This is a genomic window from Burkholderia sp. USMB20, assembly GCF_000949135.2.
In the GTDB taxonomy this organism is placed as follows: Bacteria; Pseudomonadota; Gammaproteobacteria; order Burkholderiales; family Burkholderiaceae; genus Burkholderia.
This window is the reverse complement of sequence record NZ_JTAN02000008.1, coordinates 52,987-67,095: the sequence shown is the minus strand read 5'-3', so window position 1 is coordinate 67,095 and position 14,109 is coordinate 52,987. Positions and strand designations below refer to the sequence as shown.

The following is a 14,109-nucleotide window of genomic DNA, read 5'->3' as shown; positions in this document are numbered from 1 at the left end:
TCGTCGCGGATCGATCTGCTTCCACCGCGCGTTCGCGCGCAACGCGACGCGCATCGTTCCCGGAAACCGTGTTTCGTTTGCCGTAGCCAGTCATTGCATTCACCTTACGATTGAAAAGCGGGTCGCCTCGAACTGTGCGGTTCGTTTCGTCAGGAAAGAACGGTCGGACGAGAGCACATCGAGCATGTCGTCTCGTAAAGGCAAAAAGCAGGCCACATCGAATATCGAACGGGCGGCGTTGATGGATGGGGCTCGGGCGCGCAGGCCGGCCTCGTACCGGCTCAGATATGGAATCGAAGTTTCAATTCTGAAATCCCGCGAGCTGGGACGGATCGTCCGAGCGGACCGATGGGTCAGGAGGGGTCGACGTTAATCGACCCGTATCGCACGCCGAGGGCAAACGGATCCGATATCGCGCTATCGGCGCGTCTCGCCTCCATCAGATCCCGTGCGCGCTTAACCGCGCGCCGTACCAGCGCGAGAACCGGTCGACGTAAGCCTCGGTGAACGGCGAGAACACGCCCGGCGCATACGCAGGATCCTGGGTGCCCGCGTGCGTGATCTCGACGAGGTGCTTGTCTTGCGTATTCGTCGCGACCCATACCTCGGTCAGATCCGACAGCGTGTAATCGACGCCCTCGACCGCGTCGGCATGGACGAGCCATTTCGTGCGCACGAGCGTCTTGTCCGGTGCGAGCGGGATGATGTACGAAATCACCGCGTGGTCGCTCATCACGTGGGTCCACGAATTGTGCGTCCACAGATGCGTATCGCCGAGATCGCGCCGTTGCAGGTCGCCGAACAGCTTCGTGCTCGCCACCTTCGTGCTGATCGTCTGCGATTCGCCCGCGCCGGCGATCACGAGCTGCTGCGTCCTGAACTGCGTGACGGCATCCTCATCGAGCCATTCGACGGCCGAGCCGAGGAAGCCTTCGCGCGCCCAGTTCGCCTGGCAGCTGGCGTTGCGCGCCTGGTATTCCTCGAACGCCCGAAGCTGTTCGTCCGTGAGGTTTTCCGGGCAGAAGCCAAAATCCTCGGGCAGGAACGACGCGGTCAGCTCGGGATGGGTGCCCGCGCAGTGATAGCACTCGCGGTTGTTCTCGATCACCAGCTTCCAGTTGCCGTGCTCGACGATCTCCTGCTCGAACGCGATCTTTGTATGCCGCAGGTCGTACGGCGCGAAGCGCGGCGCCATCGTGTCCTCGAGCTTCGCGATGTCCTCGGGTGCATCGTCGTCGAGGCACACGAAGATGTGCGTGCCGATGATGCGCGTCTTCACCGGAATCAGGCTGCGGCAGGTCGTGTCGAAATCCTTGCCCATGTGCGTCGCGTGGCGCAGCGTGCCATCGAGGTCGTACGTCCATTGATGATAAGGACACACGAGCATTCCGACGGTCGACTTCCCCGCCTCCTTCAGGCGCGCGCCACGGTGACGGCACACGTTCCGGTAGGTTCGGACGTTCTCGTCGTCGTCGCGCACGATGAAGATCGACGACTTGCCGATGTCGACGGTCGACACGTCGCCGGGCTCCGGAACGTCGGCCGTCACGCCGACCAGGATCCAGTGCTTCCGGAAGAAGATCTCGACATCCGTTTCGAAGACGTCCTGACGGCCGAACAGTTCACCGGGCATCCCGTGGCCCGGTTGGCGGCTGCGGATCAGGTCGCCGTGCGCCTTGACTTGCACTTCGGACATCGTCTTTCTCCAATCCCAAGGTTCGTGAAATCGCGCGGCTTCGAATGTTCCGCGTCGATTTCAGTATTGGATCGATGAAAAAGAGCGTCAACGCGCTTTATTTTCGTTCTGGTATTACCTGGGATCATGCGAAGCGGACAGAGCGAAAATCGCCGCGAAAGTCTGCCGGCGTGCCTGCGTCAGTCCTGCCTGACGTCCGCGCGCAGCCAGTCGACGAGGCCGTCGATCGCCGGCGTGATCGTCTTCCCGTGCGGCACCACGATGTAGTAGGCGTCCGTCATCTGCAAGGACGCCACCGGCAACCGCACCAGTTCCCCGGCGTCGAGCAGGCCGTGGACGAGCCGCCCCCAGCCGAGCGCGACACCATGACCATAGCGGGCGGCATCGATCGCATCGGTATATAAGCTGCAGCGCAACGCGTAATTCAACCGGTCGGGCCGGAAGCCGGCGGCATGGAACCACGCCTCCCACCCCATCCAGCCCTCGGACGTCGAATCGGACTCCACCAGCGCGACGGCGGCGAGTTCCGCCAGCGATTCCGGCGCGCCGTGCTGCCGCAGCCAGGCCGGCGAGCAGACGGGAAAGACTTCTTCGTCGAACAGGCGGATCGCGGTGCCGTCGGCCCAGCGACCGTTCCCGTAGCGCACCGCGATGTCGATTTCGTTGTGGCGCAGATCGGCGGTGAACATCAGCGTCGCGAGACGCAACTGCAACTCGGGCTGCGCGGCCTTCAGCGCGGCAAGCCGCGGCAGCAGCCGGAAATGCGAGAACGCGGAGGTCGCCGCGAGGACGAGTTCCTGCCGGATCGGGCCGCTCGTCAGACGGTCGAACACGCCGGCGATCTTCTGCATCGACTCGGCCATCACCCGGTACAGCGCCGCACCCTCGTCGGTCAGTTCGATCGAGCGATGCAGCCGATGGAACAGGCGCGTGCCGAGCAGGTCCTCGAGGAACTTGATCTGCCGGCTCACCGCGGCCTGCGTGACGCCGAGTTCGTGCGCGGCCAGCGTGAAGCTGCCGAGGCGGGCGACCGCCTCGAACTCGACGAGCGCCGTCACGGACGGGATCAGACGGCGATAGCCTTTGGGGGTTGCGGACGCAGGTTTCATCTGACGAACGCGTGGTGCGGGGGCCGCATGCTATTGACCGATCTCGACCCCGGCATCGAGCCAGCCGCGCATCATCACGCCGACCTCGTCGCCCAGCCACTTCCGGAACAGCCGGTATTCCTCGCGCGGCTGCGCATTCCGGTGCGTGATCAGATAGTGATGGCGATCGCGGAACACCAGCACGTCCTGTACCGGACGCACCAGGGTGCCTTGCTCGATCTGCCGGTGCACGAGGTGATGCCAGCCCAGCAGCGTCCCCTCGCCGGCCTCGGCCTGGGCGACGAGCAACCGGTAGTCGTTGCTTTCCAGATACTTGTTCTCGGTCAGCGTGTCGGTACCGTCGCCTTGCTGGAACCAGTTGCGCCACACGCGCCAGTCGACGTGCTCGCACACCTGCGCGCGGCCGAGCATCGACAGGTTCAGGGTCGGGCACGACAGCAGGTCCAGCGGCTTCAGCGACCGGCCGCGAAAATGGCGTTCGTGAAAGGACGGGCTGCAAACCGGATACACGATGTCGTGAAACAGCGGCTCGGCTTCGAACTCGGGCTCGCGCGGCGGGTTCTTCGTGATGATCACATCGGGCTCGATGAGCCCGTCGAGTTCCATGAAGTGTTCGGTGACGATCACGTTCAGCCGGATATCCGGAAACCGCTCGCGAAACGCGGGCAGCCGCGACGACAGCCAGAGCGCCGAGAACGTATGCGACACGCAGATCATCAGCGCGTGCCTGTCGGTGCGGCGCACCGCCTCCGCCGCCTCGGCGATGTTCATGATCGACAGGTACCGGCAGCTCAGCAGCTCAGCAGCTCGGCAGGTCGGCAGGTCGGCAAGCTCGGTTCCGAGGAAGCGGCGCGCGGCACGACGACCGCCGCCGCCCCGCTCAGATATCCAGCGGATCGACCTCGACGCTCCACCGCAGCACGCCCTTCAGCGCGCGCAGTTCCGGCTGCCATGCGCGCAGCGCGTGCTGCAGCGCGGCCCGCGACGCGCTTTCGAGCAGCAGCTGCGCGCGGTGGACGTTCGCGACCTTCACGATCGTCATCGGCACCGCGTCGTACACGGTCACGCGATCGGCACCCGGCAGCCCCGGCAACGCGGCCGCGGCCTGCAGCAGGAACGCGAGCGCCGCGTCGAGCGTGCGCCCCTCGGCGCGCAGCAGCGCCTGGTAGACGAACGGCGGCAGGTGCGCGTCGCGGCGCTCGCCGAGCGTCGAATTCGCGAAGCCGACGTAATCCTGTCGGCCGAGCGCGTGATACAGCGCGTGACGCGGATAACGCGTCTGCACCAGCACCTCGCCCGGCAGCCCCGCGCGCCCCGCGCGGCCGCTCACCTGCATCAGCTGCGCGAACAGCCGCTCGCTCGCGCGGAAGTCATGCGAGAACAGCGCGGTGTCGGCATTGAGCACGCCGACGAGCGACACGCGCTGGAAGTCGTGCCCCTTCGCAATCATCTGCGTGCCGACCAGGATGTCGACTTCACCGGCGTGCACATCCGAGAACAGCGCCTGCGCACTGCCCTTGCGCCGCGTGCTGTCCGCGTCGATCCGCAGGATCCGTGCGCCCGGCACGGCCTCGGCGAGCGCCTCCTCGATGCGCTGCGTGCCGCGCCCGAGCGGCGCGATGTCGACGTTCCCGCATTCCGGGCACGAACGCGGAATGCGCGCTTCCCAGCCGCAGTGATGGCAGCGCAACGCGTGCTCGGGTTTGTGCAGCACGACATAGGCGCTGCAGCGCGGGCAACCGGCGACCCAGCCGCACGCGTCGCACGCAAGCTGCGGTGCGTAGCCGCGCCGGTTCAGGAACACGAGGCTCTGCTCGCCGCGCTCGAGCCGCGCCTTCAGCGCCGCGACGAGCGGCCCCGACAGCCCGCCCATCGACGCGCGCCCGCGCCGCCGCTCCTCTTCGAGATCGATCAGCCGCACGGTCGGCAGCGTCGCGTCGGCCACCGCGCGGCGCGACAGCGTGAGCCGCGTGTAGCGCCCCTGCTCGGCCTGCCACCACGTCTCGAGCGACGGCGTCGCCGAACCGAGCACGACCGGAATGCCGAGATGCTTCGCGCGCCACACCGCGAGATCGCGCGCCGAATAGCGCAGCCCTTCCTGCTGCTTGTACGCGGGCTCGTGCTCCTCGTCGACGACGATCAGCGCGAGCGTCGGCAGCGACGCGAGCACCGCGAGCCGCGTGCCGAGCACGATCCGCGCGCGGCCCGTATGTGCGGCGAGCCAGTTGCGCGCCCGTTCGCCTTCGGCGAGCCCGCTGTGCAGCGTGACGATCGCGTCGTCGGCGAGCGTGCCTGCGAAGCGCGCGCGAAACGCGGCCTCGAACTGCGGCGTCAGGTTGATTTCGGGCACGAGCACGAGCGCCTGCGCGTCGGGCCGCGCATCGAGCAGCGCGGCGAGCGCATGCAGATACACCTCGGTCTTGCCGCTGCCGGTCACGCCATGCAGCAGGAACGGCGCGAAGCCCTGCGCGGCGCGGATCGCGTCGAGCGCCTCGGCCTGCTGGTCGGTGAGCGCCGGCGGCGCAGTTCGTCCACCGGTTGTCGACAGGTTATCCACAGCTTTGGGCACAGGCGCGTCGGCCCAGCCGATTTCCTCGATCGCGACCCAGCCGCGCGCCGCCCAGTCGTCGAGCGTGGCCGCCGCCTTCGGATGCAATGCGCGCGCATCGGGCAGCGTCAGCGAATCGGTGTCGGCGAGTGCCTGCGCGAGCCGCCGCAGCGCGGCCCCGCGCGCGGGCAGTGCATCGGGCAGCGCCGCGCGGCCGGCTTCGGTCAGCCGGTGACGCACCTCGGGCGCCAGCAGCCGCCCCCAGCGCTCCGCGTCGCGCAGCGCCTGCGGCAACGCCGGCAGCGCGACTTCACCGCGACCGCGCTGGTAGTAGTCGGCCGCGAAAGAGACGAGCGCAAGCCAGTCCGGCGCCAGCGGCGGCAGCTCGGTGCAGATCGCGTCGATTGCCCGCAAGCGGGACGGCGGCACGTCGGTGTGAGTCGTCACTTCGCAGACGAGGCCGACGACCTGCCGCTTGCCGAACGGCACCTGCACCAGGGTGCCTGGCTCGGGCGCCGGCTGGACGTCGCAGCGGTAGTCGAACAGGGTGGCGAGCGGATGGTCGAGGGCGACCCGCAGGTAGGTGCCGTCCATCACCGCGCTCCGGCGGCGCACAGCGCACGGACGACTTGCATCCGAGTCCGCATCACGGTGACGGACTTAAAGTAAAACTTCAGATTCGGCGCTAAGTTTTGGATTCGCATTAGGAATCGCCGTATACCCTGACCAGCCTGTGGATAACTTTGTTGAGAACTCCCCGTCCAATCGCCGCAAAGCGCGCGGGGCCGTGCTTTCCGCTGTTTCCGGCCGCCGTGTGCCGCGCCCCGCGGAGCCTTATTCCATAAGGCTGCTATTCAAATTACCCAACCATAGCGAGACAATTCGACCGATGCAGGGCTCTACCGCGCTGCAACGTGGAAAATGTGCATAAGTCAAGTCTTGACAAGCGATGGATCGGCAACCGGGGCGGGGTTGCGCCCTGTTTAGCGCCGACAGCGAAACGCCGTCATCCCGCAGTGCAGCATGACAACGCTTGCGCTCAGCCCGCCGCTCCGCTACGAATCTTGCGGCTGTGCGTGTGCACTTCGTCGACGAGTTCGGCGACGTGGTCGGGCGACGTGAACTGCGAGATGCCGTGGCCGAGGTTGAATACGTGGCCGGGATGATTGCCGTAGCTGTCGAGTACCGCGCGGGCCTGCTCGCGCACCGCGGCCGGCGGCGCAAACAGGATCGTCGGGTCGAGGTTGCCCTGCAGCGCAACGCGCCCCGCGACACGTTCGCGTGCGGCGCCGAGGTTGACCGTCCAGTCGAGCCCGACCGCGTCGACGCCGGTCGCCGCGATTTCCTCGAGCCACAGCCCGCCGCCCTTCGTGAACGTGATCACCGGCACGCGCTCGCCGTCGTGCTCGCGCTTCAGTTGCGCGACCACGCGACGGATGTAGTCGAGCGAGAAGCGCTGGTATGCGCCGTCCGCCAGCGCGCCGCCCCACGTATCGAAGATCATCACGGCCTGCGCGCCGGCTTCGATCTGCGCGTTCAGGTACGCGGCCACGGCCTGCGCGTTCACGTCGAGGATGCGGTGCATCAGGTCGGGGCGCGAATACGCCATCGACTTCACCGTGCGGAAGTCGTCCGACCCGCCGCCTTCGACCATGTAGCACGCGAGCGTCCACGGGCTGCCCGAGAAGCCGATCAGCGGCACGCGCTGGCGGCCCTGGCCGTCGGTCAGCGCGCGGCGAATCTCGCGCACGGCGCCCGTCACGTAGCCGAGCGTTTCCTCGATGTCGGGCACCGCGAGCTTCGCGACATCGGCCTCGGTGCGCACCGGATGCGCGAACTTCGGCCCTTCGCCGACCTGGAAGTCGAGGCCGAGGCCCATCGCATCGGGAATCGTCAGGATGTCCGAGAACAGGATCGCGGCGTCGAGCGGGAAGCGCTCGAGCGGCTGCAGCGTCACTTCGGTCGCGTAATCGGGATTCTTCGCAAGGCCGAGGAAGCTGCCGGCGCGCGCGCGCGTCGCGTTGTACTCGGGCAGGTAGCGGCCAGCCTGGCGCATCAGCCAGATCGGCGTGTAGTCGGTCGGCTCGCGCAGAAGCGCACGCAGGAAGGTGTCGTTGAGCAGGGTATGGGCCACGGTAGGAGCGACGATGCGAAGGCAAAGCGGCATTTTACCGGAGCGGGGCCGCACGGCTGCGTATGTCGATGCGATGGCGGCCATATGACGCGCGCGATGGCTCCGTTATGATCGGACGCTGATATCGAACCGATCCACGGAGGAGACCGATGAAGACACTTGCGACGCGCGCCGCGCTCGCCGCCGCCACCCTGCTTTTCTGCGCCGCCGCGCACGCGCAGGGTACGACCGCGACCGCACCGTCGTCCGCGGCCGCGGCCGGCTCGCGGCTCGACGACGTGCTCGCACGCGGCACGCTGCGCGTGTGCACGACGGGCGACTACAAGCCGTATTCGTACTACCGGAGCGACAGCCGCTTCGAGGGCATCGACATCGACATGGCCGAGTCGCTCGCGAAATCGCTCGGCGTGAAGGCCGACTTCGTGAAGACGAGCTGGTCGAACCTCACCAACGACTTCGTCGCGAAGTGCGATATCGCGGTCGGCGGCGTATCGACGACGCTCGAGCGCCAGAAGCGCGTGTTCTTCACGCAGCCGTACGTGGTCGACGGCAAGACGCCGATCGTGCGCTGCGCGGACGCAGACAAGTACCAGACCGTCGCACAGATCGACCGGCCCGAGACCCGCGTGATCGTGAACCCGGGCGGCACCAACGAGCGCTTCGCGAAGCAGTTCTTCACGCACGCGAACCTGACCGTCTACCCTGACAACGTGACGATCTTCAAGCAGATCCTCGCGGGCAAGGCGGACGTCATGGTGACGGACGCATCCGAGACGCTGCTGCAGCAAAAGCTGAATCCGGGCCTGTGCTCGGTGCATCCGGACAAGCCGTTCCAGTTCGGCGAAAAGGCGTACATGGTGCCGCGCGGCGACGTCGTGTTCCAGCAGTATGTCGACCAGTGGCTGCACCTCGCGCTGTCGACCGGCGAATACCAGGCGATCGCCGACAAGTGGCTGAAGTAAGCGCGATCGCGGGCGGCAACGGCGGCCGATAGCAGACAACGCCGCCGCTATCGCAGCAGGCGAACGGGGCGCGGGCGGCGGTATGGCCGTCCGCCGCACCGCCGTTACACACGGCGCAGGGGGCTGAAGACGTAAAACCGCGAAAATTGGCCGAATAGCCGACTACCGCGCGCGCCGATCACGTTTCAAAATCTTTCTGACGAATGAATCGTCATATGCGATATGTGCCGCGCGATGCACATTCGGGCGTGTAAATCGGCCATTCACCGATGCCGATACGCATGAAAAACGCATTATGTGCAACCGCTGAAAACTCTGCGGAAAAGATGGGTAAATATGACCTTTTTCAGGACCCCGAAAACAGCAAAAAATCCCGGAAAGCCTTATCTGGCGGGCGTTACAACCTGAAACACTTTGTTACCGCGAGGGGTGAGCAATTCGCCCACAATGGCCTCAACGGTTTCAACACGGATGCGGTCTCGTGTGCCAAGTGTGAGCGGACGCGAAGCGCTGCGAGCCAGTCGGTCACGTACCGAAGCCCTTCCGAGGGGCATCCCTGTTGGAGTCGTTTCCGGCCCCCCGCCGGATCCGGTTTCATCTTTGGTCTCCTCGCGCTAACCCCGTAGCGTGTGGTTTTTAGCGGGCTAATAAGCCCGCTTTTTTTCGTCCATCGAAAACGCAACGGCCCGCAGGCCGCCGCGTTTTTCCTGCGGCCGGCCAACCGGCCTCTCACGCGGTCTTCTGCACGTCCAGCTTCAGTTCCTTGATCATCCGGTCGCGCATCACGAACTTCTGCACCTTGCCCGTCACCGTCATCGGCAGCTCGTCGACGAAGCGGATGTAGCGCGGAATCTTGTAGTGCGCGATCTGGCCGTTGCAGAACGCGCGCACGTCGTCCTCGGTCATCTGCTCGTCCGCGCGCAGCACGATCCACGCGCACAGCTCCTCGCCGTACTTCGCATCGGGCACGCCGAACACCTGCGCGCTCTGAATCTTCGGATGCCTGAACAGGAATTCCTCGATCTCGCGCGGATACACGTTCTCGCCGCCGCGAATCACCATGTCCTTCAGCCTACCGACGATGTTGCAGTAGCCGTCAGCGTCGAGCGTCGCGAGGTCGCCCGTATGCATCCAGCCGTCGACCAGCACCTCGCGCGTCTTCGCGTCGTCGTCCCAATAGCCGAGCATCACCGAATAGCCCTTCGTGCACAGCTCGCCCGTCGCGCCGACCGGCACGATCTCGCCGTTCGGATCGACGATCTTCACCTCCAGGTGCGGCTGGATGCGCCCGACCGTCGTCGTGCGCTTCTCGAGTGGATCGTCGGTCGAGCTCTGGAACGACACGGGGCTCGTCTCCGTCATCCCGTACGCGATCGTGATCTCGCGCAAATGCATCTGCGACACGACGCGCTTCATCGTCTCGATCGGGCACGGCGAGCCGGCCATGATGCCGGTGCGCAGCGTCGACAGGTCGAACTTCGCGAAGTCCGGATGATCGAGTTCCGCGATGAACATCGTCGGCACGCCGTGCAGCGCGGTACAGCGTTCGTCGGCCACGGCCGCGAGCGTCGCGACCGGATCGAACGCCTCGCCGGGGAATACCATCGCCGCGCCCTCCGACACGCACGCGAGCACGGCCAGCACCATCCCGAAGCAGTGATACAGCGGCACCGGGATGCACAGCGAGTCCTGCTCGGTGAAACGCATCGCCGCCGCGATCGAGCGTGCGTTGTTGACGACGTTGCGGTGCGTGAGCGTCGCGCCCTTCGGGCTGCCGGTCGTGCCGCTCGTGAACTGGATGTTGATCGGCTCGGTGGCCACGAGCGTCGCGCCGATCGCGTCGAGCCGCGCGACATCGAGCGTGTCGCGGCCGCGCGCCATCACGTCCGCGAAGCGGAACATGCCGGCCGGCGCCGCCTCGCCCATCGAAACGACCGTGCGCAGGCTCGGCACGCGCGCCGCATGCAGGTCGCCCGGCGTCGCGCTCGCGAGCTCCGGCGCGATGGTCTGCAGCATCTCGACGTACGCGGACGTCTTGAAGCGCTCGGCCGCGATCACGGCCTTGCAGCCCACCTTGTTCAGCGCGTATTCGAGTTCCGCGAGCCGGTAGGCCGGGTTGATGTTGACGAGCACCGCGCCGATCCGCGCGGTCGCGAACTGCGTGAGCAGCCATTCGCTGCGGTTCGGCGACCAGATGCCGACGCAGTCGCCCTTCACGATCCCGAGCGCGGCGAGACCCGCCGCGAGCACGTCGACCTCGCGTGCGAATTCGCGCCAGGTCCAGCGCACCTGCTGTTCGCGGAACACGACGGCCGGACGATCGGGAAAGCGGCCGGCCGTGTCGAGCAGGAATCGGCTGATCGTCGCTTCGGATAGCGGCACGTCGGTCGCGCCGCGCACGTACGACAGTCCGTTTTCGGGCGCGATCAGCGCCCCCTTGCCAAGGTCTGCTGCCATCGATGTCTCCGTCCGTTTTTGTCTGATCGGCCCGGCGCGCGGCTCGCGCGCCTGCCTGCTCCGCCACGATCGCGGCGGACTGCCTCTGCCGGATGATGCCGCGCTCTGCTGACGACACTCTGACATCAAATCGCGGCGGACGGATGAAATAGCACGACCGGACGATACGATCCGGCCCGCAAAAAAACAGACGAAAACGACGGGCGAAAAAAAAGCAGCCCGAAGGCTGCTTTCTTTCGCGGGATACGCGCGCGCGGCTTAGTGCCGGCTGCGAATCTTCGCCAGACGCTGGATCGCTTCGAGCTGCGCCATCGCGGTCGCGAGCTCGGATTGCGCCTTTGCGAGGTCGAGGTCCGACTTCGCGTTCTGCAGCGTTTCCTCGGCACGCTTGCGCGCTTCCTCGGCTTTCGCCGCGTCGAGGTCCTTGCCGCGGATCGCGGTATCGGCGAGCACCGTCACGGCGCCCGGCTGCACTTCGAGAATGCCGCCTGCGACGAACACGAATTCGTCGTTGCCGCCCTCGACTTCGATGCGCACCGCACCCGGACGAATCCGGGTGATGAGCGGCGTGTGGCCCGGCAGAATGCCCAGCTCACCCGTTTCGCCCGGCAGCGCGACGAATTTCGCCTCGCCCGAGAAGATCTGCTCTTCCGCGCTGACGACGTCTACTTTGATGGTTGCCATATCGACTCCAATCTCATCCACGGGTTGAGCGTATTGCGGCCGGCGCGAGCGGCCGGAATAAGTCATCGCTGACTGATTGCTCCGGCCGGCACACGCCGGCTTGCGACTCACTCAAGCCGTTACTGGATCTTCTTGGCCTTTTCGAAGGCTTCGTCGATCGTGCCGACCATGTAGAACGCCTGTTCCGGCAGGTGGTCGCACTCGCCGTCGACGATCATCTTGAAGCCACGGATCGTTTCCTTCAGCGGCACGTACTTGCCCGGCGAGCCCGTGAACACTTCAGCGACGTGGAACGGCTGCGACAGGAAACGCTGGATCTTACGCGCACGTGCGACCGACAGCTTGTCTTCCGGCGACAGTTCGTCCATGCCCAGAATCGCGATGATGTCGCGCAGTTCCTTGTAGCGCTGCAGCGTCTGCTGAACGCGACGGGTGATCGAGTAGTGCTCTTCACCGATCACGTTCGGGTCGATCTGGCGCGACGTCGAGTCGAGCGGGTCGACCGCCGGGTAGATACCCAGCGAAGCGATGTCACGCGACAGAACGACGGTTGCGTCCAGGTGGCCGAAGGTGGTTGCCGGCGACGGGTCGGTCAAGTCGTCCGCAGGAACGTACACGGCCTGGACCGACGTAATCGAGCCCTTCTTGGTCGACGTGATGCGCTCTTGCAGCTTGCCCATTTCTTCAGCCAGCGTCGGCTGATAGCCCACTGCCGACGGCATACGGCCGAGCAGTGCCGACACTTCGGTACCGGCCAGCGTGAAACGGTAGATGTTGTCGACGAAGAACAGCACGTCGAGGCCTTCGTCACGGAAGTGCTCGGCCATCGTCAGGCCGGTCAGCGCGACGCGCAGACGGTTGCCCGGCGGCTCGTTCATCTGGCCGTACACCAGCGCGACCTTGTCGAGAACGTTCGAGTCCTTCATTTCGTGGTAGAAGTCGTTCCCTTCACGGGTACGCTCGCCCACGCCCGCGAACACGGAGTAACCGCCGTGCTCCTTCGCGATGTTGTTGATGAGCTCCATCATGTTGACGGTCTTGCCCACGCCAGCACCACCGAACAGGCCAACCTTGCCGCCCTTTGCGAACGGGCAGATCAGGTCGATGACCTTGATACCCGTTTCGAGCAGTTCGGTCGACGGCGACAGTTCGTCGAACGCCGGAGCCTTCTGGTGGATCGAACGCGTCGTTTCGCTTTCGATCGGGCCGGCTTCGTCGATCGGACGGCCGAGCACGTCCATGATACGACCGAGGGTCGGCTTGCCGACCGGAACCGAAATCGGCTTGCTCGTGTTCTTCACGGTCAGGCCGCGGCGCAGGCCGTCGGATGCACCCAGACAGATGGTACGGACCACGCCGTCGCCCAGCTGCTGCTGGACTTCGAGCGTCAGTTCCGAGCCATCGAGAATGAGCGCGTCGTAGATCTTCGGCATGCTGTCGCGCGGGAATTCCACGTCGATAACGGCGCCGATGCACTGTACGATCTTGCCTTCTACCAAAGCAGCAGTACTCATCGCTTTTCCTTTAAATACCTGATTCTTTACTCGCGCAAGGGCGCAGTTGTCGTCCGTGGCGCGCGCTTAAACAGCGGCTGCGCCGCCGACGATCTCCGACAGTTCTTTCGTAATCGCGGCCTGGCGGCTCTTGTTGTACACGAGCTGCAGTTCGCTGATCACCGTCTTCGCGTTGTCGGACGCGGCCTTCATCGCGACCATCCGCGCCGATTGCTCGGACGCCATGTTCTCCGCGACGGCCTGGTACACCAGCGCCTCGACGTAACGCACGAGCAGTTCGTCGACGACTGCCTGCGCGTCCGGCTCGTAGATGTAGTCCCACGACGTGGCCGGCGTACCGTCATCGGCTTCGAAGTGTTCCGACGACAGCGGCAGCAGCTGCTCGATCACGGCTTCCTGCTTCATCGTGTTGACGAAGCGCGTGTAAGCGATATAGACCGCCGACAGCTTGCCTTCCGAGTACAGATCGAGCTGCGTCTTCACGGCGCCGATCAGCTTGTCCAGATGCGGGGTGTCGCCGAGGTGCACGACCTGCGACATCACCTTCGCGCCGAAGCGGTTCAGGAACCCGAGGCCCTTGCCGCCGATCGCGGTGGCTTCGACCTTCTGGCCCTTCTCTTCCAGCTCCTTGAACTTCTGCACCGTCGCACGCAGCACGTTGGTGTTCAGACCGCCGCAAAGACCCTTGTCCGTCGTGACGAGGATGATGCCGGCCGTCTGCGCGCCGTCGTTTGCCACCATGAACGGGTGGCGGTACTCCGGGTTCGCACGGCTCATGTGCGCGGCGATGGCACGGACCTTGTCTGCATACGGACGAGCGGCGCGCATGCGTTCCTGCGCGCGACGCATCTTCGATGCAGCCACCATCTCCATCGCCTTCGTGATCTTGCGCGTGTTCTGCACGCTCTTGATCTTGCCGCGAATTTCCTTCATTCCAGCCATAGCTTGCTCCTTGACCGAAGCGGCGCGGGCGCATCAGCACCCGCGCGGCCTCAGTGTGTCACT

General features: G+C 65.5%; 9 protein-coding genes and 1 pseudogene. 1 reads left to right on the top strand and 9 read right to left on the bottom strand.

Features of this window, described 5'->3' with window-relative positions; translation table 11 throughout:
* Window positions 1–439: 439 nt before the first annotated feature.
* The 5 genes and pseudogenes from PL79_RS10870 to hemE form a co-directional block, all read right to left on the bottom strand.
* Window positions 440–1,696 carry an aromatic ring-hydroxylating oxygenase subunit alpha gene (locus PL79_RS10870; protein ID WP_044848477.1) on the bottom strand — a complete coding sequence of 419 codons (1,257 nt, stop codon included), beginning with the start codon at window positions 1,694–1,696 and terminating at the stop codon, window positions 440–442.
* 179 nt (window positions 1,697–1,875) lie between these two features.
* Window positions 1,876–2,805 (bottom strand): LysR substrate-binding domain-containing protein, encoded by a 930-nt coding sequence (locus PL79_RS10865; protein ID WP_044848476.1) that lies wholly within the window; start codon window positions 2,803–2,805, stop codon window positions 1,876–1,878.
* Between the two features lie 30 nt (window positions 2,806–2,835).
* Window positions 2,836–3,603: pseudogene (locus PL79_RS10860) on the bottom strand (LysR substrate-binding domain-containing protein); the annotation flags it as partial.
* A gap of 82 nt (window positions 3,604–3,685) precedes the next feature.
* Window positions 3,686–5,947 (bottom strand): primosomal protein N', encoded by a 2,262-nt coding sequence (locus tag PL79_RS10855; RefSeq protein ID WP_044845241.1) that lies wholly within the window; start codon window positions 5,945–5,947, stop codon window positions 3,686–3,688.
* Between the two features lie 445 nt (window positions 5,948–6,392).
* Window positions 6,393–7,487, bottom strand: a complete 1,095-nt coding sequence (hemE, locus tag PL79_RS10850; RefSeq protein ID WP_311766328.1) for a uroporphyrinogen decarboxylase — start codon at window positions 7,485–7,487, stop codon at window positions 6,393–6,395.
* A gap of 149 nt (window positions 7,488–7,636) precedes the next feature.
* Here hemE and PL79_RS10845 point away from each other — a divergent pair, with 149 nt between their 5' ends.
* Complete coding sequence (locus PL79_RS10845) at window positions 7,637–8,449, top strand: transporter substrate-binding domain-containing protein (RefSeq protein ID WP_044845239.1); 813 nt, start codon at window positions 7,637–7,639, stop codon at window positions 8,447–8,449.
* A 729-nt stretch (window positions 8,450–9,178) separates the two neighbouring features.
* Here the strand turns inward: PL79_RS10845 and PL79_RS10835 are convergent.
* The 4 genes from PL79_RS10835 to atpG all read right to left on the bottom strand — a co-directional run bounded on the left by PL79_RS10835 (window position 9,179) and on the right by atpG (window position 14,046).
* Window positions 9,179–10,906 carry an AMP-binding protein gene (locus PL79_RS10835; protein WP_044845238.1) on the bottom strand — a complete coding sequence of 576 codons (1,728 nt, stop codon included), beginning with the start codon at window positions 10,904–10,906 and terminating at the stop codon, window positions 9,179–9,181.
* A gap of 258 nt (window positions 10,907–11,164) precedes the next feature.
* On the bottom strand, window positions 11,165–11,590 hold the full coding sequence (locus PL79_RS10830) for a F0F1 ATP synthase subunit epsilon (RefSeq protein WP_006477288.1): 426 nt from the start codon (window positions 11,588–11,590) through the stop codon (window positions 11,165–11,167).
* 119 nt (window positions 11,591–11,709) lie between these two features.
* Complete coding sequence (gene atpD / locus PL79_RS10825) at window positions 11,710–13,104, bottom strand: F0F1 ATP synthase subunit beta (protein ID WP_044845237.1); 1,395 nt, start codon at window positions 13,102–13,104, stop codon at window positions 11,710–11,712.
* 66 nt (window positions 13,105–13,170) lie between these two features.
* A complete protein-coding gene (atpG, locus tag PL79_RS10820) occupies window positions 13,171–14,046 on the bottom strand; it encodes a F0F1 ATP synthase subunit gamma (RefSeq protein WP_034209645.1) in 876 nt (291 codons plus the stop codon).
* Window positions 14,047–14,109 lie beyond the last annotated feature (63 nt).

Bases quoted from the DNA above. Each gene is read 5' to 3' on its own strand.
- PL79_RS10870 (WP_044848477.1), bottom strand. From the start codon at position 1,696: ATGTCCGAAGTGCAAGTCAAGGCGCACGGCGACCTGATCCGCAGCCGC.
- PL79_RS10865 (WP_044848476.1), bottom strand. From the start codon at position 2,805: ATGAAACCTGCGTCCGCAACCCCCAAAGGCTATCGCCGTCTGATCCCG.
- PL79_RS10855 (WP_044845241.1), bottom strand. From the start codon at position 5,947: ATGGACGGCACCTACCTGCGGGTCGCCCTCGACCATCCGCTCGCCACC.
- PL79_RS10845 (WP_044845239.1), top strand. From the start codon at position 7,637: ATGAAGACACTTGCGACGCGCGCCGCGCTCGCCGCCGCCACCCTGCTT.
- PL79_RS10835 (WP_044845238.1), bottom strand. From the start codon at position 10,906: ATGGCAGCAGACCTTGGCAAGGGGGCGCTGATCGCGCCCGAAAACGGA.
- PL79_RS10830 (WP_006477288.1), bottom strand. From the start codon at position 11,590: ATGGCAACCATCAAAGTAGACGTCGTCAGCGCGGAAGAGCAGATCTTC.
- atpD (WP_044845237.1), bottom strand. From the start codon at position 13,104: ATGAGTACTGCTGCTTTGGTAGAAGGCAAGATCGTACAGTGCATCGGC.
- atpG (WP_034209645.1), bottom strand. From the start codon at position 14,046: ATGGCTGGAATGAAGGAAATTCGCGGCAAGATCAAGAGCGTGCAGAAC.